This window comes from Pseudomonas sp. MH10 (genome assembly GCF_034353045.1).
Classification (GTDB): domain Bacteria; phylum Pseudomonadota; class Gammaproteobacteria; order Pseudomonadales; family Pseudomonadaceae; genus Aquipseudomonas.
In genome coordinates, this window is sequence record NZ_CP133783.1 from 1,794,841 (window position 1) to 1,816,509 (window position 21,669).

Sequence of the window (21,669 nt, forward strand, 5' to 3'; positions counted from 1 at the left end):
CTAATAAAAATGCTGAAAATGAGGGCCGAAACCCCTTTAAAACGTGGCGCCAACTCTATGTTCTGACAGGCGTTTTACCCACGCAAATAGAAAATTGTTGACTAAGCTAGCACGACCAAAGATAACTTTACACCGTCTGTTGCATCCACTTGGCCACTGTAACGGATATGAAGCCCAACACTAGCCATCAAATAGCCACTCATATGATCGCTTTAGCCTGAATCGTTAGCCTTCAACCAACGCCATTGCTTCCTCCACGTCTACCGCTACCAAGCGCGAGCAACCCGGCTCGTGCATGGTCACCCCCATCAACTGATCGGCCATTTCCATGGCGATTTTATTGTGGGTGATGTAGATGAACTGCACCGTTTCGGACATTTCCTTCACGAGGCGGGCGTACCGTCCAACGTTAGCGTCGTCGAGCGGCGCGTCAACTTCGTCGAGCATGCAGAACGGCGCCGGGTTCAGTTTGAAGATGGCAAATACCAGTGCCAAGGCGGTCAGGGCTTTCTCACCACCGGAGAGCAAATGAATGGTGCTGTTTTTCTTGCCCGGTGGACGCGCCATGATTGTCACACCTGTATCGAGTAGATCTTCGCCAGTCAGTTCCAAATAAGCGCTGCCGCCACCGAAAACTTTTGGGAAAAGAGCCTGTAATCCGCTATTTATCTGATCGAAGGTCTCTTTGAATCGGTTACGGGTTTCTTTGTCGATTTTGCGAATAACGTTTTCCAGCGTGTCCAGTGCTTCCGCCAAGTCGGCATTCTGAGCATCCAGATAACGCTTGCGCTCGGATTGCTGCTGGTACTCGTCAATGGCCGCCAGGTTGATCGCGCCCAAGCGTTGAATGCGCCCGGCGATGCGTTCCAATTCTTCTTCAGCGGCCTTTTCATTAGTGTCGCTGGTCAGTGTCGCAAGCACGCCGTGCAGGTCGTAGCCGTCTTCCAGCAACTGGTCCTGCAAAGTGGTGCGGCGCACGGTGAGTGACTGCCATTCCATGCGCTGCTGCTCAAGTTGCCCGCGCACCAGTTGCGCTTGTTGTTCAGCCTGGCTGCGGCGTTTTTCGACGTCACGCAGTTCGCGGTCCGCGTCTTCCAGCGCCAGCTTGGCCAGACGCATTTCGTCGTCCACTGCCATGCGTTTTTCCAGCAGCTCTTCGAGCTTGAGGCGCAGCTCCTCCAAAGGCGCTTCGCCCTCCTCCAAGTTGAGGTTCAGTTGTTCGCGCTTCTCGGTAAGTCGCTCAGACTGCAACTCCAGGCGTTCAAGGGCCTGCCGCGTCGAATCATGCTGCGCATTAAGCGAGCCCAGACGCACCGCCAGTTGGTGCGCATGATCTTTATGCTGCCGGGCATCCTGCCGCACGCGATCAAGGCGCTCGCGCAGGCTGTCGCGTTGGGCCAGCAGCAGTTCGCGTTGTTCGGTGTCCAGGGCCATGCTGTCCAGCGCATCCTGCAAATGCAGGCGCGACTCGCCCAACTGCTCGTGTTCGATGGCGCGCTGCTCCCCCAGCTCAGTCAGCTCTTCATCAAGGCGGGTACGGCGCAGGGTCAATTGCTCGACCTTGGCCTTGCTCGCCGACAGTTGAGCCTTGAGTTCGCTTTGCTGGCGCGTTTCGTCCTGGAGTCGACGACGCAACTGTTCGCGGGCGTCCTCTTGCTGAACTTGCTGTTCGCGCTGTGTGAGGAGCTGTTCTTCGAGGGCGGCCAAGGTGGCTTCATGCTCATCGCGCTCAAGGCCCAGCCGAATCAATTCCTGACCACGGGCCAGCACACCGCTTTGCGCTTCACTCGCCCGGCGTACGCGCAGGAAATGCCGCCCGACCCAATAGCCGTCGCGGCTTATAAGACTCTGCCCTGCCCCGAGCTGCGCGCGCAAGGCCAATGCATCTTCAAGGCATTCGACCGGCTGCACATTACCCAGCCAAGCGGACAAATCAACTGCGGCTTCAACCTTGTCCAGCAAGCTACCGGGAATCCGTGCAACGTTAGCAGAAGGGCTGATCAGGCGCAGATCGCCCTGCTCAAACCCGGCTAAATCCAGGCCGGCAAAATTGTCCACCAACACCGCTTGCAGATCGGCACCGAGCACGGTTTCTACGGCCAACTCCCAACCGGGTTCAACGCGCAAACCTTCTGCCAGACGCGGCCGCTCAGAAAGGTGCTGGTCACGCAGCCATTCAGCCGTGCCGGTGCCCGGATCGAGGGCCGCCTGTTGCAACGCCTCCAGGGAAGCCAGCCGCCCGTTCAGACGCTGCAGCTCACCTTGGGCCTGTTGTTGCGCTTGGTTGGCGCGATGCAGTTCGCTGCGAAGGTGCTCCAGGCGTTCGACCAGTTGCTCTTCGCTGGCGTGCAGTTCTTCGAGGGTCATTTCCCGAGTGGCGAGGTCTTCGCTGAGCTGCAAGATCGCTGCGTCTTCCGGGTCGGCTGCCAGCAATTGACGCTCTTCGTTTAGACGCCGTTGCCGTTCGCCCAAGCGTTCCATGCTGGTGTCCAACTGCTGGATGCGCGACTGCTGCACTTCGGCCTGACGCCGCGGCTCGGCGGACTCCAGGTTGAAGGCGTCCCACTTTTCCTGCCAGCCGTGCATGGTGCTTTCGGACTCTTCCAGCGCGGCGGCGGACTCTTCAGCGGCAGCGCTGGTCATTTCCTGCTCCGGCGCGAGCATTTCCAGCTCTTCGCCGAGGGTCGCAAGCAACGTACGGTCGTGGCCCAAATGCGATTCGGTCTCCAGGCGCGAGCGCTCGGATTCGCGCAAATCTTCTTGCAGTTGGCGCAGGCGTTGCTGGCCATGCTGGATGCTCTGCTCGATGCGGGCAATGTCGCCGCCCACCGAATAGAAGCGTCCTTGCACCACATTGAAGCGTTCCGACAGATCATGGTGCCCGTCGCGCAAGCGTTCGATGCCGGCATCCGCGTTACGTTGCTCGGCGACCAAGGCTTCGAATCCGATTTCCTGGGTGCCAATGACGGCTTCGCGTTGGCCGACTTGCTCGTTCAACGCCTGCCAGCGCAGGGCTGACAGTTGCGCCTTGAGCTGACGCTCCTCACCTTTGTATTCCTGATATTTCTCAGCGGCCTGGGCCTGACGGTGCAGTCGATCAAGCTGGCGCTCCAGCTCGTCACGCAGATCGGTCAGGCGGGCTAGGTTCTCGTGAGTACGGCGAATGCGGTTTTCAGTTTCGCGCCGACGCTCTTTGTACTTGGAGATACCGGCAGCTTCTTCGATGAAGTTGCGCAGGTCTTCGGGCTTGGACTCGATCAGCTTGGAGATCATCCCCTGCTCGATGATCGAGTAACTGCGCGGACCAAGGCCGGTGCCGAGGAAGATGTCCGTGATGTCCCGCCGACGGCACTTGGTACCGTTGAGGTAATAGCTGGTCTGGCTGTCGCGGGTGACTTTGCGGCGAATGGAGATTTCTGCGTAGCTGGCGTATTCGCCAATCAAGGTCCCGTCCGAGTTATCGAACACCAGTTCGATGCTGGCCTGGCTTACTGGTTTACGGGTGGTGGAGCCATTGAAGATGACGTCGGTCATCGACTCGCCGCGTAGGTTTTTCGCCGAGCTCTCGCCCATCACCCAACGCACGGCATCGATGATATTGGATTTACCGCAGCCATTAGGGCCCACGACCGCCGCCATGTTGCTCGGAAAATTGACCGTGGTCGGGTCGACGAAGGACTTGAACCCGGCCAGTTTGATGCACTTGAGACGCATGGGTCAGCCAGCCGCCAGCGCGGACAGCACTAATTTATAGCTGCGCTCGCCGTAGCTGCTCAGCACTTCGCGAATCTGCACGACGTCACGCGCCACCACCGCGTCGAGTAACTGGCCGAAGTGCTTCAGCGATTCACCCATTTCGGCCTTACGCTGATCCAATGCCAGGTAATAGTTGCGGCTCATGGACGGTTGCAGGTTCTCAACGGTCTCTTGCAGGTACGGGTTATTGGCGAAGGGGTACGCCGCGCGCATGACGTTAAAGCTGTCTTCGACAAAAAGTTTTACGTCCTGGCGTTCAAGGCTGAGCTTCAGGCGCTGCTGGATCTGCACGAAGGGCGCTAGATCAATCTGGGTTTCCCAGCGAGCCGCCACGGCGAGAGCGAGCAGGATGTACAGCTCACTCATCAGCGTACAGAGGCTTTGAACGTTGTGCGCGGTGATTTCCGTCACCTGAGCACCCCGGCGCGGCAGGATGACAATCAAGTGGCGGCGCTCAAGAATCAGCAGTGCTTCACGCACCGAACCACGGCTCACATTCAGTGAGGTCGTGACCTTTTGCTCTTGAATGCGCTCCCCTGGCTTGAGTTCACCACGAATGATTCGCTCTGCAAGGTGGCGAGCGATTTGCTCGGCGAGGCTGTCCGGCGCCTTGAACGTCATGATTTTCCTTCAACTTCAGCTCAATCCTACGAGCCGCGCAGTGTATCGCATGGCGCACGGCCATAAGACTTGAATCTGGCACGAAATAAGCAATTCTTTAAGCAACGGTCAGCTGTTTACGGCTGACGCGGCACACCGTTAATCGGCAAGCTGGGAAAAAATCGTTTTTCCTGACTTAATAGTCAGATATTTATTGACCGAAAAGTCAGAGCTGATAGATTCAGCTCCATGCGACCGATTATAAAAATAGTGCAGAGAGGCCTACGTGATCCAATTCTTACTTAATCAGGAACTGCGAACCGAGCACGCCCTGGACCCGAACCTGACCGTGCTCAATTATTTACGTGAGCATGTGGGTAAACCCGGGACCAAAGAAGGCTGCGCCAGTGGCGACTGCGGCGCGTGCACCGTGGTGATCGGCGAATTGAATCTCGACGACAACGGCCAAGAGCAGCTGCGTTATCGCAGCCTCAACTCATGCCTGACGTTCGTCGCCTCGTTGCACGGCAAACAGTTGATCAGCGTGGAAGACCTCAAACACCAAGGGCAACTGCACAGCGTGCAAAAAGCCATGGTCGATTGCCACGGCTCGCAATGCGGCTTCTGTACGCCAGGATTTGTGATGTCGCTGTTCGCGCTGCAAAAGAACAGCACTGAAGCCAACGGCCATCAAGCCCACGAAGCACTGGCCGGCAATTTGTGCCGCTGCACCGGTTATCGCCCGATTCTGGCCGCAGCCGAACAGGCCTGCGGCGATCAACGCCAACCTGATCAATTCGACCAGCGCGAGGCTCAAACCATTGCCCGCCTACGCGCCATTGCGCCGAAGGAAACCGGCGAACTCAACAGCGGCGACAAGCGTTGCCTGGTGCCGCTGACCGTCAGCGACCTGGCTGAACTCTATGACTCATACCCGCAAGCGCGTTTGCTGGCGGGCGGTACTGATCTGGCGCTGGAAGTGACCCAGTTCCATCGCACGCTGCCGGTAATGATCTATGTCGGCAACATTGAAGCCATGAAGCGCATAGAGCATTTCGAAGACCGTTTGGAAATCGGCGCCGCGACCTCGCTCACCGACTGTTACGCCGCGCTCAGTGCCGAATACCCGGACTTTGGCAAACTACTGCAGCGCTTCGCGTCGCTGCAAATCCGCAATCAAGGCACCCTCGGCGGCAACATCGGCAACGCTTCACCGATTGGTGATTCGCCCCCACTGCTGATCGCCCTTGGCGCCCAACTGGTCTTGTGCAAAGGCCAGACCCGCCGAACCCTGGCGCTGGAAGATTACTTCATCGATTACCGGGTCACGGCGCGGCAGGACAGCGAATTCATCGAGAAAATCATCGTGCCCAAGGCCAACGCCCGACAGGTATTTCGCGCGTACAAAGTATCGAAGCGCTTGGACGACGATATTTCCGCCGTCTGCGCCGCCTTCCGCTTGCAGGTGGAAAACGGCGCTATCGTTGAAGCGCGCGTCGCCTTCGGCGGCATGGCGGCGATTCCCAAACGTGCAGCCGCCTGCGAACAGGCACTGATCGGTGCGCCGTGGACCTCGGCCACGGTGGAACGCGCCTGCGCGGCATTGGCGGACGATTTCACCCCGCTGTCAGACTTCCGCGCCAGCAAGGAATACCGCCTGCTCAGCGCGCAAAACCTGCTGCGTAAATACTTCATCGAACTGCAATCGCCTCACATCGAAACGCGGGTGACTTCTTATGTCTAATCACGCCCCGGAAAAAACCCAGGCCGAAATGATCGCGCTGTTTCAGCAGGATCTGAAGACCGGCGTCGGCCGCAGCGTCAAGCACGACAGCGCCGACAAGCATGTGTCGGGCGAAGCGGTGTACATCGACGACCGCCTGGAATTCCCCAACCAACTGCACGTGTATGCGCGGATGTCTGACCGTGCCCATGCGCGGATCATCAGCATCGACACCGCGCCGTGCTACGCCTTCGAGGGCGTACGTATAGCGATCACCCACGAAGACATTCCCGGCCTCAAGGACATTGGTCCGCTGCTGCCCGGCGACCCGTTGCTGGCGATCGATACCGTTGAGTTTGTCGGCCAGCCGGTGATGGCTGTCGCCGCCCGTGATCTGGAAACCGCCCGCAAGGCCGCGATGGCCGCGATCATCGAATACGAAGACCTTGTGCCGGTACTGGACGTGGTTGAAGCGTTGCGCAACAAACACTTCGTCCTCGACAGCCACACCCACCAACGCGGTGATTCAGTCGCCGCGTTGGACAGCGCCGAACACCGTTTGCAGGGCAGTTTGCACATCGGCGGCCAGGAACACTTTTACCTGGAAACCCAGATCTCGTCGGTGATGCCCACTGAAGACGGCGGCATGATCGTTTACTGCTCGACGCAAAACCCCACCGAAGTGCAAAAGCTGGTGGCCGAAGTGCTCGGCGTTTCCATGAACAAAGTCGTCGTGGACATGCGCCGCATGGGCGGCGGGTTTGGCGGCAAGGAAACCCAGGCCGCCAGCCCGGCATGCCTGTGTGCGGTGGTGGCGATGTTGACCGGGCAGCCGACCAAAATGCGCCTGCCACGGGTCGAAGACATGCTGATGACCGGTAAGCGCCACCCGTTCTACATCGAGTACGACGTTGGCTTCGATAACAGCGGACGCCTGCACGGGATTCGTTTGGAGCTGGCCGGCAACTGCGGCTGCTCGCCGGACTTGTCCAACTCCATCGTCGACCGGGCGATGTTCCATGCTGACAATTCTTATTACTTGGGCGACGCCACCATTAATGGTCATCGCTGCAAGACCAACACGGCGTCGAACACCGCGTATCGCGGTTTCGGCGGGCCACAAGGCATGGTCGCTATCGAAGAAGTCATGGACAACATCGCCCGTCACCTCGGCAAAGACCCGTTGGAGGTGCGCAAGGTTAACTACTACGGCAAGACCGAGCGTAACGTCACCCACTACTACCAAACCGTCGAGCACAACATGCTCGAAGAGATGACCGCCGAGCTAGAAGAAAGCTGCCAGTACGCCGAGCGCCGCCAGTCGATTCGCACCTATAACGCCAGCAGTCCGGTGTTGAAAAAAGGCCTGGCGCTGACCCCGGTGAAGTTCGGTATTTCCTTCACCGCCAGCTTCCTCAATCAGGCCGGTGCGCTGATCCATATCTACACCGACGGCAGCATTCACCTGAACCATGGCGGCACCGAGATGGGCCAAGGCTTGAACATCAAGGTCGCGCAAGTGGTGGCCGAAGTGTTTCAGGTGGACATCGACCGAATTCAGATCACCGCAACCAACACCGACAAGGTGCCGAATACTTCACCGACGGCCGCATCCAGCGGTGCGGACTTGAACGGCAAGGCGGCGCAAAATGCCGCTGAAATCCTCAAGCAGCGCTTGGTCGAATTTGCCGCGAAACAGTACAAGGTCACTGAAGACCAAGTGGAGTTTCGCAACGGTCATGTGCGGGTCGGCGAGTTCGTGTTGTCGTTCGAATCCTTGGCGATGCAGGCGTGGGTCGGTCAGGTTTCGCTGTCGAGTACCGGCTATTACAAAACGCCGAAAATCTACTACGACCGCACCCAGGCCCGTGGCCATCCGTTCTATTACTTTGCCTACGGCGCGGCCTGTTGCGAGGTGATCATCGACACCTTGACCGGCGAATACAAAATGCTCCGCACCGACATCCTCCATGACGTGGGCGCCTCGTTGAACCCGGCCATCGACATGGGTCAGGTAGAGGGCGGCTTCATTCAAGGCATGGGCTGGTTGACCATGGAAGAGTTGGTGTGGAACGCCAAGGGCAAACTGATGACAAACGGCCCGGCCAGCTACAAGGTCCCGGCGGTCAGCGACATGCCGCTGGACCTGCGGGTGAAGCTGGTGGAAAACCGCAAAAACCCGGAAGACACGGTGTTCCACTCCAAGGCCGTGGGCGAACCGCCATTCATGCTCGGCATCGCCGCCTGGTGCGCCATCAAGGACGCCGTGGCCAGCGTCGCCGATTATCGGCATCAGCCAAAGATTGATGCGCCCGCGACCCCGGAGCGGGTGCTGTGGGGCTGTGAGCAGATGAGAAAGTTGAATCTTGAGGCTCAAGGCACGCCGGATGTTGCCCACGAATGGGTTTGACCAAGGTGAAATACCCTGTGGGAGTCGGCTTGCCGACGAAGGGGTCGGTGCAGATACCGACAGTGTTGCGGGCTGAAATCCGCGGCGCAGCCACCGGCCTCTTCGCAGGCAAGCCTGCTCCCACAGTGTGCCGGTGTTACAGATAAATGACGTGGCGGCGTTGAAAGACGATCAGGAGAGATACATGGACAACTGGATCAGTGCCCTTGCCGAGTTGCAAACACAGGGCGAGCCATGCGTGTTGGTGACCATCATCGACGAGCGCGGTTCGACGCCGCGTAATGCCGGGTCGAAGATGGTGGTCAGCGCCGAGCGGATCTTCGAGACCATCGGTGGTGGACACCTGGAATACAAGGCGATGGAAATAGCCCGCGAGATGCTCGCCAGCGGCAGTCAAAACACCCGCCTGGAACGTTTCAGCCTCGGCGCAAGTCTGGGCCAATGTTGCGGCGGGGTGAATGTGCTGTTGTTTGAACCCATGGGTCAACCACAAGCGCAGATCGCAGTGTTTGGTGCAGGCCATGTGGGGCGCGCGTTGGTGCCGCTGCTGGCGAGCTTGCCGTGCCGGGTGCGTTGGATTGATTCCCGGGAAAATGAGTTCCCCGCGCAGATTCCCGAGGGCGTGTTACGCATCGTCAACGAAGAGCCTGTGGATGAAATCGACCAGTTGCCCAAGGGCAGTTATTGCATCGTCATGACCCACAACCATCAGTTGGATCTGGAACTGACAGCGGCGATTCTCAAGCGCAATGACTTCACCTATTTCGGCTTGATCGGCTCGAAGACCAAACGGGTCAAATTCGAGCATCGATTGCGCGAACGCGGCTTCGATGCGGCCTTGCTAAACCGCATTCGTTGCCCGATGGGCCTGGCCGAAGTCAAAGGCAAATTGCCTATTGAAATTGCCGTGTCCATCGCTGCTGAAGTGATCGCCACGTACAACGCTAATTTCGGCCAGCACAGCGCCGACGCTGCACCGATTGCCCACTTGCTGCCGGTCTCCCGCCGCAGCCAAGCACAACAATGAATGAATGAGAGTGTTATGACTTCCGTTTCTGTCAGTACCCTTGCAAGCACCACCAAGAAAGCCTACCGCGCCGCGATTTTGCACAGCATTGCCGATCCTGCGCAGGTGGTGATCGAAGCGTCTTATGAGTATTTTCCCGACGGCTTGCTGGTGGTCGAGGACGGCAACATCGTCGCCCTTGGGCACGCTGCAGATTTACTTGGCACGCTCGGCAGTGATGTCGAGGTCACGCAATACCCGGACGCGTTGATCACCCCCGGGTTCATCGATACCCACATCCATTTGCCGCAGACCGGGATGGTCGGGTCCTATGGCGAGCAGTTGCTGGACTGGCTGAACACCTACGTATTCCCCTGCGAAAAGCAGTTTGCCGACCCGGCGCATTCGGCTGAAGTGTCAGAGATTTTCATTAAGGAACTGCTGCGCAACGGCACCACTACCGCACTGGTGTTCGGCAGTGTGCACAAGGCCTCGGTGGAGGCTTTTTTCAGTGCCGCGCAAGCCCGCAACCTGCGGATGATCGCGGGCAAGGTGATGATGGACCGCAACGCGCCGGACTACTTGGTCGACACCGCTGAATCCAGCTACGTCGACAGCAAGGCGCTGATTGAGCGCTGGCACGGCAAAGGCCGCTTGCACTATGCCGTAACCCCGCGCTTCGCGCCGACCAGCACCCCGGAACAATTGGCGCTGGCGGGGCAATTGCTCGGCGAATACCCAGACGTTTACATGCAGACGCACATCAGCGAGAACCTGCAAGAAGTTGAGTGGGTGAAAGCGTTGTTCCCTGAACGCAGCAATTATCTGGATGTGTACGACCACTTCAAATTGCTCGGCGAACGCTCAGTATTTGCTCACGGCGTGCACTTGTGCGACGACGAATGCGCAAGGTTGGCGGAAACCGGTTCAGCGGTGGCGTTCTGCCCAACCTCGAACCTGTTTCTCGGCAGCGGTTTGTTTGATTTGCCAATGGCCGAGAAGCACAAGCTCAACATCGGTTTGGGCACCGACGTCGGCGCGGGCACCAGCTTTTCACTGCTGCACACGCTGAACGAGGCGTACAAGGTGATGCAGCTCCAAGGTGCCAAACTCAGCCCGTTCAAATCGCTGTACCTGGCGACGTTGGGCGGCGCACGGGCATTGCGTCTTGAAGACAAGATCGGCACGTTGTATCCGGGAACCGAAGCGGATTTCGTGGTGCTTGATTACAACGCCACCCCCCTCCTCGCCTACCGCTTGAAACAGGCGAAGGACATCGAGGAGAAGTTGTTCGTGCTGACCACCCTGGGGGATGACCGAACCGTGCTGGAGACCTACTCGGCCGGGCAGCGAGTGCACAAGCGCGACTAGTCACCGACGCGGATTTTTCTGAAGGACTGCGGCGTGGTCTTCCCGAATAAATTCGGTCGCACAGGATTTCAACCGGTCGATTCCTCAGCTAACTCCTGATACAGCGCGGATCTGTAGGAGCCAACGTGTTGGCTCCTACAGGGACTGACTTAAACCGCCTGATTCCGTCCCGGCTTTTTCTTGGTCAGCATCAAGTGCGAGAACACTGCGTGCAGGTCGTCGGAGGCGCTGTCTTCGTCGAGGTTGAGCTTGCTGTCGATGTGGTCCATGTGATGCATCATCAGGTTTACCGCCAATGCCGCGTCGCGCGCTTCTATGGCATCGATCAATTGGTTGTGTTCATCGTAAGAGCAGTGTGAGCGATTGCCGCTTTCGTACTGCGCGATGATCAATGAGGTCTGCGACACCAGGCTGCGCTGAAAGCTGATCAGCGGCGCATTCTTCGCTGCCACGGCCAATTTCAAGTGAAACTCCCCCGATAAACGAATCCCGGCGCCGCGATCCCCGCGGGAAAAACTGTCGCGCTCGTCGCTGACCATCTGCCGCAACTCGGCGAGTTGCTCCGGGGTTGCGTGCTCGACCGCCAACTCGGTAATCGCCTTCTCCACCATGCGCCGAGCAAAGAACACTTGGCGTGCTTCTTCAACACTCGGGCTGGCCACCACTGCGCCACGGTTCGGCCGCAGCAGCACAACCCCTTCATGGGCCAAACGTGACAACGCACGACGAATGATCGTGCGGCTGACCCCGAAAATTTCCCCCAGCGCTTCCTCACTCAGTTTCGTACCGGGCGCCAGACGCTGCTCCAGGATGGCCTCGAAGATATGCGCGTAAACGATATCGTCCTGTGTTCCGGTGCGGCCAGTCTTGAGGATACGCGGCTGTTTTTTGAGGGGCTGCAACTGTTCGTTCATGGGCTCTCGAGGGCAAGTCACAGAAAAGTACCGACACATTGTACACAGTGCATGGGTTGTGAATAGCGACGGTTTAGAGGGCGGCGTTATGCACACAATCCAAAATATTTATCACACAACAGATAAAACATTATTTGCTTTTCTTGTATACAAAAGCATAATCGGTTTCGTGCAAATTCCTGACTTAATGGTCAAAAACCATCATTTCAAACGCACCGCCTCACTGCACCGCTTCAGGTGCGGGAAAAAACAATAAAAGTCTTGAGGAGTACCCCCGCTGTGGAAAGTCGCAAATCCGAAGCAACGACGCTGGATCTAACGCCGCCACGCACTGGCTTGCTTGAACGTGTTTTCAAGCTAAGCGTGCACGGCACGACCGTCAGAACCGAACTGCTGGCGGGCCTGACCACCTTCATCACCATGGCTTACATCATCTTCGTCAACCCGAACATCATGGCCGACGCGGGCATCGATCATGGGGCCGCGTTCGTGGCCACCTGTATCGCCGCCGCCCTCGGCTGCCTGTTGATGGGGCTGTACGCTAACTGGCCTGTAGGTCTGGCGCCGGGCATGGGCTTGAACGCTTTCTTTACCTACACCGTGGTCGGCACCATGGGCTACAGCTGGCAAACCGCACTGGGCGCGGTATTTATTTCCGGTTTGATCTTCATGTTCCTGACCCTTTCACGCATCCGGGAATGGCTGCTCAATAGCATTCCGATCAGTTTGCGTTTCGCCATGGGCGCCGGGGTTGGGTTGTTTCTTGGCATCATCGGCTTGAAAACCGCCGGTATCGTGGTCGCCAGCCCCAGCACCTTGATCAAGCTTGGCTCGTTGCGTGAACCTGGGCCGTTATTGGCGGCGATCTGCTTCCTGATGATTGCCGTGCTGAGTTACCACCGGATTTTCGGTGCGATCCTGATCAGTATTATTGCGGTGACGCTGGCCGGCTGGGGCCTTGGATTGGTGCAGTACCACGGCATTTTCTCCACCCCACCGAGCTTGGCGCCGACCTGGATGGCGATGGACGTCAAGGGCGTATTCAACGTCAGCATGATCAGCGTGGTCCTGGCGTTTCTCTTTGTGCACATGTTCGACACCGCCGGCACCTTGATGGGCGTCGCACAGCGCGCGGGCCTGGTAAAGCCTGACGGCAAAATTGAAAACCTGTCGAAAGCATTGAAAGCGGACAGCGCCTCCAGCGTGTTTGGCGCCTTGGTCGGTGTTCCGCCCGTCACCAGCTACGTCGAAAGTGCGGCCGGTGTTGCGGCGGGCGGACGGACCGGGCTTACGGCGGTGACCGTTGGCGTGCTGTTTATCGTGGCGATGTTTTTCGCACCCTTGGCCGGGATGATTCCCGCCTACGCCACGGCCGGTGCGCTGATCTACGTCGCAATGCTGATGATGGGCGGCATGGCTCATATCAACTGGGACGAAGCCACTGACAGCATTCCCGCTATCGTCACGGTGATCATGATGCCACTGACGTTCTCGGTCGCAGACGGTATCGCGCTCGGGTTTATCACCTACGTGGTGCTCAAGGTCGGCACCGGTAAGCACAAGGAAATCTCGGTCAGCCTGTACGCGCTGTGTGTGATTTTCGTCGCCAAGTTTGTGTTTCTCTAAGCAAAACGCTGGCTGAACAAGACCGCGTGTCGGCGGGGAGTTTAGTGGGCCAGAGACAACGGTTCCCGATATAGGTCCCACAGAATCACCTGGGTCTGTAGGAGGGGCCGAAGGCTGCGATCAGATGTTCAGTGCAGACTCTTCCGTGTCTGCCAAAAATCTCTGTGGGAAGTTGGCTTGCCAACGAAAGCGTCAATGCGGGCGACTCAGGTTTCAGGTCGACATCAGCGGCGCGATTACCGGCCTCTTCGCTGGCAAGCCTGCTCCCACAGTATCTACGGCTCGGCAACTCCTACAGTTCTCCGGTGTTTGCTGCGAGAACGCGTTGACGGACCCCGTCAGGGCATAACCTGAAATTCCCGAATTCCGGGCAAAAAAAAGCCCGCAGTGTGGGCGGGCAAGAGGAAATGAGACAGGTTGGGCCAGCGACGTTTAGCTGCCGCGATAGGTCGAATAGCTGTACGGCGAAATCAGCAGCGGTACGTGGTAATGATCTTGCGCAGCGTCGATACCAAACCGCAGCACCACGACGTCGAGGAATGCCTGATCGGGTAACTCGGTGCCTCGGGCCCGGTAATAGTTACCGGCATGGAACTGCAATTGATAAACCCCGGTGCGGTAATCGTTACCTTGGAGCAGCGGCGCATCGCAGCGGCCGTCGCTGTTGGTCACGGTGCTGGCGAGGTGCTCCAGACGGTCTCCGTCGACTCGGTACAGTTCAATTTTGATGGAGCTGCCGGGGCAGCCGTGTGCGGCGTCCAGTACATGCGTCGTCAGTCGTCCCATTGTTTGTCTGCCCTGCGCGGTCTGTGGAAAAGTCGGTGCCGCCCCTTTTCAGTGCACAGAAGGAACGGCGATGCGAGATTAAGACATTTTTTATAAAAATTGTACACAATAAAAACCGCGTATCCGGCGCAGCCTGTCAGGCCTTATAGAAAGTCGCCGTTTATGCCCGCAATCAAGCAGTTGAAGCCTCTTGAGACGAGAAGCTGATCGATCAGGCAAGTTTCTTGCAAGCTTCTTGGAGAGATAAAATTCTGAAAAAGAAGAAAAATCAGGCTTACAAAATGATCATCAAGTTGTATACAATCGATCCATCGCGGTGGCCCCAGCCCGGATTGACCCGGCAACCACTGCCACTGATAACACGTACAGAAGGAAGAGCGCAGTGAGTGCTGACTATCCACGCGACCTTATCGGTTACGGCAACAACCCCCCTCACCCCCACTGGCCGGACAACGCCCGCATCGCCCTGTCGTTCGTACTGAATTACGAAGAAGGCGGCGAGCGCAATATCCTGCACGGCGATAAAGAATCCGAGTCCTTCCTGTCGGAAATGGTCTCGGCTCAGCCGTTGCAGGGCGAGCGCAACATGAGCATGGAATCGCTCTACGAATATGGCAGCCGCGTGGGTGTCTGGCGCGTGCTCAAGCTGTTCAAGGAATTCGATATTCCGCTGACTGTGTTTGCCGTGGCCATGGCCGCGCAACGTCACCCGCAGGTGATCCGCGCTATGGTTGCGGCGGGTCACGAGATTTGCAGCCACGGCTACCGCTGGATCGACTATCAATACATGGACGAAGCCCAAGAGCGGGAACACATGCTTGAGGCGATCCGTATCCTGACCGAAATCAGCGGCGAACGTCCGTTGGGCTGGTACACCGGCCGCACCGGACCGAACACGCGTCGGTTGGTCATGGAGGAAGGCGGCTTCTTGTATGACTCGGACACGTACGACGATGACCTGCCTTACTGGGAACCAAACAACACCACTGGCAAGCCGCACCTGGTGATTCCGTACACCCTCGACACCAACGACATGCGCTTCACCCAAGCCCAGGGCTTTAACAACGGCGAGCAGTTTTTTCAGTACCTCAAAGACGCGTTCGACGTGCTGTACGCCGAAGGGGCCGAGGCACCGAAGATGCTCTCGATTGGTTTGCACTGCCGCCTGATCGGGCGCCCGGCCCGTTTGGGTGCGCTCAAGCGTTTCCTTGAGTACGCCAAAAGCCACGAGCAGGTCTGGTTCAGTCGCCGGGTGGACATCGCCCGCCATTGGCACGCTGAACACCCTTTTCAGTCGGCAGCACCTGTCACAGGAGAAGCTGCGAAATGAGCCGCTTCCAAACCCTGACACCGTCGACCCTGAGCCGCGATGAATTCGTCGCAGCCTTCGCTGACGTTTACGAGCATTCAGCGTGGGTTGCGGAAATGGCCTACGACCTGGGCCACGACGCCGATCTGGACCAGATCGAAACCCTGCACGCCCGCATGAGCGACATCCTGCTAAGTGCTGATCACGCCCGGCAACTGGCGCTGATCAACGCTCACCCGGACCTTGCCGGCAAAGCCGCCGTGCAAGGCCAACTGACCGAAGCCAGCACCCACGAGCAAGCTGGCGCCGGTATCCACCAATGCTCGGCCGAAGAGTTCCAACGCTTCACCGAGCTGAACGACGCCTACAAAGCCTCGTTCGCGTTCCCCTTCATCATGGCGGTGAAAGGCAGTGACCGGCATCAGATCCTCGCCGCCTTCGAAACGCGCATCCATCACTCGGTCGAGACTGAGTTCGCCTGCGCCTTGGCCGAGATCAACAAGATCGCGATGTTCCGCTTGCAAGCCCTCTGACCGCGCCTATCCCACGCCAATTCTAAAAAAGGCAGACAAGATCAATGAAAGCTTACGCCGCACCGTTCGAGAAGTTCGTCAACCTGGCCGATGCCCGTCTGGGCACCACCATTGTCTCGGTGACCGATGACTGGTTCGCCGACGCCAACCGCTTGTTCCAGCCCACCCCTGCGGTGTGGAAAGAAGGCGTGTTCGATGACAACGGCAAGTGGATGGACGGCTGGGAGTCACGCCGCAAGCGCTTTGAAGGTTACGACACCGCGATCATTCGCTTGGGTGTGCCCGGCTCGATCAAAGGCGTGGACATCGACACCTCATTCTTCACCGGTAACTATCCGCCCTCGGCATCTCTGGAAGCGTGCTTCCTGTCCTCCGGCGATCCGGACGAAAACACCCAATGGACTGAAGTGCTGCCGGCTGTCGAGCTCAAAGGCGACAGCCATCACTACCACGCCATCAGCAATGATCAGGCGTACAGCCATTTGCGTTTCAATATTTACCCGGACGGCGGTGTAGCGCGTCTGCGGGTGTATGGCGTGCCGTTCCGGGATTGGTCGACTGTCGGCGACAGCGAACAGATAGACCTCGCGGCGGCATTGAATGGCGGTCGTGCCTTGGCCTGTTCCGATGAACATTTCGGGCGCATGAGCAACATTCTCAACCCCGGCCGTGGCGTAAACATGGGCGACGGTTGGGAAACCGCCCGGCGTCGTACACCCGGCAACGATTGGGTGATCATCGCCTTGGGTCATGCCGGCGTCGTCGAACACGTCGTCGTCGACACCCTGCACTTCAAGGGTAATTACCCGGACACCTGCTCGATTCAGGGCGCATTCGTCAAAGGCGGCACCGACAGCCAGATCGAAACCCAAAGTTTGTTCTGGCGCGAACTGCTGCCGGCACAGAAACTGGAAATGCACGCCGAACACAGCTTTGCCGAACAGATCAAGGACTTGGGCCCAATCACCCACATCCGCTTGAATGTGTTCCCGGATGGCGGTGTGAGTCGGTTGCGGGTGTTGGGTAAAGTGGCGAAATAGCGTCGTACCCTTCGCAGGCAAGCCTGCTCCCACAGGGGAATGCATACACTGTGGGAGCAGGCTTGCCTGCGAATAAATTGAACAGACAACAACGTATTCAGAGATAAAACCACCATGCGCACTTTAGTGATCGAGCCCCTGACCAAAGAAGCCTTCGCCCCATTCGGCGATGTCATCGAAACCGATGGCAGCGATCACTTCATGATCAATAACGGTTCGACTATGCGTTTTCATCGGCTGGCAGAAGTCCAAACCGCCATGCCGGAGGATAAAGCGATCATCAGTATCTTCCGCGCCGAGGCGCTGCCGATGCCGTTGACCGTGTGTATGTTGGAGCGGCATCCGTTGGGCAGCCAAGCGTTCATACCGCTGCTCGGCAACCCCTTTCTGATCGTGGTCGCGCCGGTTGGCGATGCACCTGAATCAGAGTTAGTCCGCGCCTTCGTCAGTAATGGCAGGCAGGGCGTTAATTACCATCGCGGCGTTTGGCACCATCCGGTGCTGACGATCGAAAAGCGGGATGACTTCCTGGTGGTTGATCGCAGTGGTACCGGTAATAACTGCGACGAACATTTTTTCGAGGAGGGTCAGAAATTGATCCTCGCCCACCAATAAGAAAGGCCTGAACACCCGTAGTGGTGGCCGGCAAGATTCAGAGGTAGATACCGTGGAAGCACATTTGATGGAATGGCTGAATCTGAGCGTGCGCTGGATTCATATGATTACCGGCGTGGCATGGATCGGCGCCTCGTTTTATTTTGTCTGGCTGGAAAACAACCTGAACCGGGTTAACCCGCGTGACGGGCTGGCAGGCGATTTGTGGGCGATTCACGGTGGCGGCATCTACCACTTGGAAAAATACAAACTCGCGCCCCCGACCATGCCGGACAACCTGCACTGGTTCAAATGGGAAGCGTATTTCACCTGGATGTCTGGTGTGGCGCTGCTCTGTGTGGTGTTTTACGCTAACCCGACCCTGTATTTGCTGGCGCCCGGCAGCGGCCTGTCCGGCGTTGAAGGTGTGGCGATCGGCATTGGCTCGCTGATCGCGGGCTGGTTCATTTATGAAGCGCTGTGCGATTCGGCCTTGGGCAAACGCCCTGCCCTGCTCGGCCTGGTGCTGTTCGTGCTGCTGATTGCCGCTGCGTTCGGCTTCAGCAAAATATTCAGCGGACGCGGCGCATACCTGCACGTTGGCGCCATCATCGGCACGATCATGGTCGGTAACGTGTTCCGGGTGATCATGCCCGTGCAAAGAGCATTGGTCGCGGCCATCGCCGAGAACCGCACGCCAGATCCAGCCCTGCCGGCCAAAGGTTTGCTGCGCTCCCGACACAACAACTATTTCACCTTGCCGGTGCTGTTCATCATGATCAGCAACCACTTTCCGAGCACCTACGGCAGCCAGTACAACTGGTTGATCCTGGCCGGTATCGCGGTGATGGCGGTGTTGGTGCGTCACTATTTCAACACCCGTCACAACAGCCATAAATTTGCCTGGACCTTGCCGGTAGCGGCGTTGGGCATGATCTGCATGGCCTATGTCACGGGGCCGACGCCGATATCGAAAGCACCTGACGTAGCGGGTCCGGCAAAAATCGAATACCAACCTCTGCCAGAAACCGCGTTGGGGGGCCATAGAGCCGATCCTGCTGCAGCCGTCGCCGCAGCACCCGTCGCGACCCAAGCAGTTGGACCCGATTTCAGCGCTGTTCACAGCGTGATCAAAGAGCGCTGTGCCGTGTGCCACTCTGCCAACCCCACCAGCCCGTTGTTCAGCGCGGCACCGGCCGGGGTGATGTTCGACACCGCACAACAAATCCAGCAAATGGCCCCGCGCATTCAAGCTCAGGCGGTTATTTCGCAAGTCATGCCGCTGGGCAACATCACGCAAATGACCCAAAAAGAACGCGATCTGCTCGGCGCGTGGATCGATCAGGGAGCAAGGACAAACTAAAAATCTGTAGGAGCCAACGTGTTGGCGATGGGCTTGATGCGGTTTTTACTTGATACACCGCTTCGCCAACACGTTGGCTTCTACAGAGGTCAGCGTTACTGCTCCAACCACAATAAAAACAAAATGTGAGGTGTTGCATGTCCGAGTCAACTCACGCGCGGATTCCAACCGCGCCGCCACGACAGCCTTTGCCCCTGCTGCAAATGATTCTGGTGGGCTTGCAACACGTCTTATTGATGTACGGCGGCGCTGTTGCGGTGCCGTTGATCATCGGCCAGGCGGCCGGTCTGTCCCGTGAAGAAATCGCCTTTTTGATCAACGCCGACCTATTGGTTGCCGGTATCGCCACGGTGGTGCAGTCGCTGGGCATTGGGCCGTTGGGGATTCGCATGCCGATCATGATGGGCGCCAGTTTCGCAGCCGTTGGCAGCATGGTGGCAATGGCCGGCATGCCCGGCGTTGGCCTCACGGGGATTTTCGGCGCGACCATTACCGCCGGTTTTTTCGGGATGCTGATCGCTCCGTTCATGTCGAAAATCGTGCGCTTCTTTCCGCCATTGGTGACCGGCACCGTGATCACTTCCATCGGCCTGTCGCTGTTCCCGGTCGCGGTGAACTGGGCTGGCGGTGGCAGTAAGGCTGTCAGTTTCGGTGAGCCGGTCTACCTCGCCGTCGCTGCATTGGTGCTGGCGACCATCCTGTTGATCAACCGCTTCATGCGCGGCTTTTGGGTCAACATTTCGGTGCTGATCGGCATGGGCATGGGTTACGTTCTATCGGGACTGATCGGCATGGTTGACCTCACAGGCCTGGCTCAGGCGCCTTGGGTCAGAGTGGTCACGCCGCTGCATTTCGGCATGCCGGAATTTCACCTCGCGCCGATCCTGTCCATGTGCTTGGTGGTGGTGATTATCTTCGTCGAATCCACCGGGATGTTTCTCGCACTGGGCAAAATCACAGACCGCGAAGTCACCCCCGGCATGCTCCGACGCGGGTTGATGTGCGACGCCGCGGCGTCGTTTCTCGCCGGTTTTCTCAACACGTTCACCCACTCGTCGTTCGCCCAAAACATTGGTCTGGTTCAGATGACTGGCGTGCGCTGCCGTTATGTGACGGTGGTCGCCGGCGGGTTCCTGATCAGCTTGAGTTTGCTACCCAAAGCCGCGTTTCTGGTGGCTTCGATCCCGCCTGCGGTGCTCGGCGGCGCGGCCATCGCCATGTTCGGCATGGTGGCCGCGACGGGGATCAAAATCCTTCAGGAAGCCGACATCGGTGACCGACGCAACCAATTACTGGTCGCCGTCAGCATCGGCATGGGCTTGATCCCCGTTGTGCGGCCGGAGTTTTTCGCGCACTTGCCGTTATGGATGGGGCCGATTACCCACAGTGGCATCGCCCTCGCCACCCTCAGCGCAGTGTTGTTGAACCTGCTGTTCAACGTACTCGGCGGGGCTGAACGCGAGGCCATGAACAAGGCCGCCCACCCGCACTGATCCCCCACTTTAAATCCTGGCCGATAGACAGCGCATGTCCATCGGTCACGGCGCAGCCACGTCAAAAATTTACCCCTGAAACACCGCAAAAAAAGGCGCCGCTACAGAGCGCTACTTAATAAAAACCAAGCCACTCAACCCCTGGGAGCAACCCGCATGACCCGTATTTTTTCTCGCCTGGTCGCCAGCAGTTTAATCGCCGCCGGCAGCCTGTTCGCCGCTGGCCAAACGTTGGCCGGCGACCTTGTGCAATGGCAAAGCAACAGCCTGACGTATCTGTGGGGCCAGAACTACGCCGTCAACCCGCAAACACAACAGACCTTCACCTTCGAACATGCTGACGGCTGGAAGTACGGCGATAACTTTCTGTTTGTCGACAACACGTTCTACAACGGCAAACCGGACAGCCAACTCGGTCATTTCGGGATGTATGGCGAGTTCACCCCGCGCTTGTCACTGGGCAAGATTTTTGGACAAAAATTCGAGTTGGGTCCGATCAAAGACGTGCTGCTGGCGATGACCTATGAGTTTGGCGAAGGCAATGTCGAGTCCTACCTGATTGGTCCGGGGTTCGACCTGGCAATTCCGGGGTTCGACTACTTCCAGCTGAACTTCTTCCAGCGCCATCCTGACGGCACACGTCCAGGGAACAACGTATGGCAAATCACCCCAGTTTGGTCCTACACGATTCCGGTACGCGGGTCGGACATCCTGATCGATGGTTTCATGGATTGGGTAGTGGACAACGACAAAAACGCTCGTGGTACTTACCACGCCAACTTGCACTTCAACCCGCAGATCAAATATGACCTGGGCAAGGCCATGAGCCTCGGTGAGAAGCAGCTCTACGTCGGTATCGAGTACGACTATTGGAGCAACAAATACGGGATCGAAAACAGCAAGGATTTTGACACCAACCAGAACACCGCGAGTTTGCTGGTTAAAGTGATGTTCTGATTTCAAAGACCCTTCGCAGGCAAGCCTGCTCCCACAAATCGCCGTCAAAGGCCAATGCTGTGGGAGGCTTGCCAACGAAACCGGTGTGTCAGGCGGCATCTAATCAATTTATTTCCCCGCCTGAAACGCCTCACGCTTGGCCGCACGCTCGGAAGCCACTGCACCATCGACCCTTGATTCGAAGCACC

At 57.9% G+C, this 21,669-nt stretch carries 16 protein-coding genes; 12 read left to right on the forward strand and 4 right to left on the reverse strand.

Translation table 11 applies throughout. The features are described 5' to 3' along the window. Positions 1-225 precede the first annotated feature (225 nt). Both smc and RHM59_RS08050 read right to left on the reverse strand, forming a co-directional pair. Positions 226-3,714 carry a chromosome segregation protein SMC gene (gene smc, locus RHM59_RS08045; protein WP_322286364.1) on the reverse strand — a complete coding sequence of 1,163 codons (3,489 nt, stop codon included), beginning with the start codon at positions 3,712-3,714 and terminating at the stop codon, positions 226-228. Positions 3,715-3,717: 3 nt separating this feature from the next. Then, positions 3,718-4,377: a GntR family transcriptional regulator gene (locus tag RHM59_RS08050; protein WP_322286365.1), complete on the reverse strand. Its 660-nt coding sequence runs from the start codon at positions 4,375-4,377 to the stop codon at positions 3,718-3,720. Positions 4,378-4,642: 265 nt separating this feature from the next. On the opposite strand from RHM59_RS08050, the gene xdhA reads away from it, so the two are divergent. The 4 genes from xdhA to guaD all read left to right on the forward strand — a co-directional run bounded on the left by xdhA (position 4,643) and on the right by guaD (position 10,866). Beyond that, positions 4,643-6,100, forward strand: coding sequence for a xanthine dehydrogenase small subunit (gene xdhA, locus RHM59_RS08055; RefSeq protein ID WP_322165095.1), 1,458 nt, complete (start codon positions 4,643-4,645; stop codon positions 6,098-6,100). Then, a complete protein-coding gene (gene xdhB / locus RHM59_RS08060; protein WP_322286366.1) occupies positions 6,093-8,489 on the forward strand; it encodes a xanthine dehydrogenase molybdopterin binding subunit in 2,397 nt (798 codons plus the stop codon). The genes xdhA and xdhB overlap by 8 nt, the downstream gene beginning before the upstream one ends. 184 nt (positions 8,490-8,673) lie before the next feature. Continuing rightward, positions 8,674-9,516, forward strand: a complete 843-nt coding sequence (xdhC, locus tag RHM59_RS08065) for a xanthine dehydrogenase accessory protein XdhC (RefSeq protein WP_322165097.1) — start codon at positions 8,674-8,676, stop codon at positions 9,514-9,516. Positions 9,517-9,531: 15 nt separating this feature from the next. After that, the gene (guaD, locus tag RHM59_RS08070; RefSeq protein WP_322286367.1) at positions 9,532-10,866 is read left to right on the forward strand and encodes a guanine deaminase; all 1,335 of its coding nucleotides are present in this window, start codon (positions 9,532-9,534) and stop codon (positions 10,864-10,866) included. Between the two features lie 149 nt (positions 10,867-11,015). Here guaD and RHM59_RS08075 read toward each other — a convergent pair whose 3' ends face one another. Continuing rightward, positions 11,016-11,780, reverse strand: a complete 765-nt coding sequence (locus tag RHM59_RS08075; RefSeq protein ID WP_322165099.1) for a GntR family transcriptional regulator — start codon at positions 11,778-11,780, stop codon at positions 11,016-11,018. A gap of 279 nt (positions 11,781-12,059) precedes the next feature. Between RHM59_RS08075 and RHM59_RS08080 the strand changes: the two genes are divergently transcribed. After that, the gene (locus RHM59_RS08080) at positions 12,060-13,406 is read left to right on the forward strand and encodes an NCS2 family permease (protein ID WP_322165100.1); all 1,347 of its coding nucleotides are present in this window, start codon (positions 12,060-12,062) and stop codon (positions 13,404-13,406) included. 432 nt (positions 13,407-13,838) lie between these two features. Here RHM59_RS08080 and uraH read toward each other — a convergent pair whose 3' ends face one another. Then, the gene (gene uraH / locus RHM59_RS08085) at positions 13,839-14,192 is read right to left on the reverse strand and encodes a hydroxyisourate hydrolase (protein WP_322165101.1); all 354 of its coding nucleotides are present in this window, start codon (positions 14,190-14,192) and stop codon (positions 13,839-13,841) included. Positions 14,193-14,574: 382 nt separating this feature from the next. Between uraH and puuE the strand changes: the two genes are divergently transcribed. The 7 genes from puuE (at position 14,575) to RHM59_RS08120 (ending at position 21,481) form a co-directional block, all read left to right on the forward strand. Further along, a complete protein-coding gene (gene puuE / locus RHM59_RS08090) occupies positions 14,575-15,522 on the forward strand; it encodes an allantoinase PuuE (RefSeq protein WP_322165102.1) in 948 nt (315 codons plus the stop codon). Continuing rightward, positions 15,519-16,034: a 2-oxo-4-hydroxy-4-carboxy-5-ureidoimidazoline decarboxylase gene (uraD, locus tag RHM59_RS08095; RefSeq protein ID WP_322165103.1), complete on the forward strand. Its 516-nt coding sequence runs from the start codon at positions 15,519-15,521 to the stop codon at positions 16,032-16,034. Before puuE ends, uraD begins: the two co-directional genes overlap by 4 nt. A 44-nt stretch (positions 16,035-16,078) precedes the next feature. Next, on the forward strand, positions 16,079-17,074 hold the full coding sequence (alc, locus tag RHM59_RS08100) for an allantoicase (RefSeq protein ID WP_322286368.1): 996 nt from the start codon (positions 16,079-16,081) through the stop codon (positions 17,072-17,074). A 114-nt stretch (positions 17,075-17,188) separates the two neighbouring features. Continuing rightward, positions 17,189-17,689, forward strand: a complete 501-nt coding sequence (locus RHM59_RS08105) for an ureidoglycolate lyase (RefSeq protein WP_322165105.1) — start codon at positions 17,189-17,191, stop codon at positions 17,687-17,689. Between the two features lie 52 nt (positions 17,690-17,741). Then, entirely contained in the window at positions 17,742-19,031 is a 1,290-nt protein-coding gene (locus RHM59_RS08110) for a urate hydroxylase PuuD (RefSeq protein WP_322286369.1), read from the forward strand. Between the two features lie 137 nt (positions 19,032-19,168). Beyond that, complete coding sequence (locus RHM59_RS08115; protein ID WP_322286370.1) at positions 19,169-20,524, forward strand: nucleobase:cation symporter-2 family protein; 1,356 nt, start codon at positions 19,169-19,171, stop codon at positions 20,522-20,524. Positions 20,525-20,680: 156 nt separating this feature from the next. Continuing rightward, positions 20,681-21,481, forward strand: coding sequence for an outer membrane protein OmpK (locus tag RHM59_RS08120; RefSeq protein ID WP_322286371.1), 801 nt, complete (start codon positions 20,681-20,683; stop codon positions 21,479-21,481). The last annotated feature ends 188 nt before the right edge of the window (positions 21,482-21,669 follow it).

Coding starts and splice junctions, on each gene's coding strand:
- uraH (WP_322165101.1), bottom strand. CDS start 14,192: ATGGGACGACTGACGACGCATGTACTGGACGCCGCACACGGCTGCCCC.
- smc (WP_322286364.1), bottom strand. CDS start 3,714: ATGCGTCTCAAGTGCATCAAACTGGCCGGGTTCAAGTCCTTCGTCGAC.
- alc (WP_322286368.1), top strand. CDS start 16,079: ATGAAAGCTTACGCCGCACCGTTCGAGAAGTTCGTCAACCTGGCCGAT.
- xdhB (WP_322286366.1), top strand. CDS start 6,093: ATGTCTAATCACGCCCCGGAAAAAACCCAGGCCGAAATGATCGCGCTG.
- xdhC (WP_322165097.1), top strand. CDS start 8,674: ATGGACAACTGGATCAGTGCCCTTGCCGAGTTGCAAACACAGGGCGAG.
- RHM59_RS08075 (WP_322165099.1), bottom strand. CDS start 11,780: ATGAACGAACAGTTGCAGCCCCTCAAAAAACAGCCGCGTATCCTCAAG.
- RHM59_RS08050 (WP_322286365.1), bottom strand. CDS start 4,377: ATGACGTTCAAGGCGCCGGACAGCCTCGCCGAGCAAATCGCTCGCCAC.
- uraD (WP_322165103.1), top strand. CDS start 15,519: ATGAGCCGCTTCCAAACCCTGACACCGTCGACCCTGAGCCGCGATGAA.
- RHM59_RS08115 (WP_322286370.1), top strand. CDS start 19,169: ATGTCCGAGTCAACTCACGCGCGGATTCCAACCGCGCCGCCACGACAG.
- guaD (WP_322286367.1), top strand. CDS start 9,532: ATGACTTCCGTTTCTGTCAGTACCCTTGCAAGCACCACCAAGAAAGCC.
- RHM59_RS08105 (WP_322165105.1), top strand. CDS start 17,189: ATGCGCACTTTAGTGATCGAGCCCCTGACCAAAGAAGCCTTCGCCCCA.
- RHM59_RS08120 (WP_322286371.1), top strand. CDS start 20,681: ATGACCCGTATTTTTTCTCGCCTGGTCGCCAGCAGTTTAATCGCCGCC.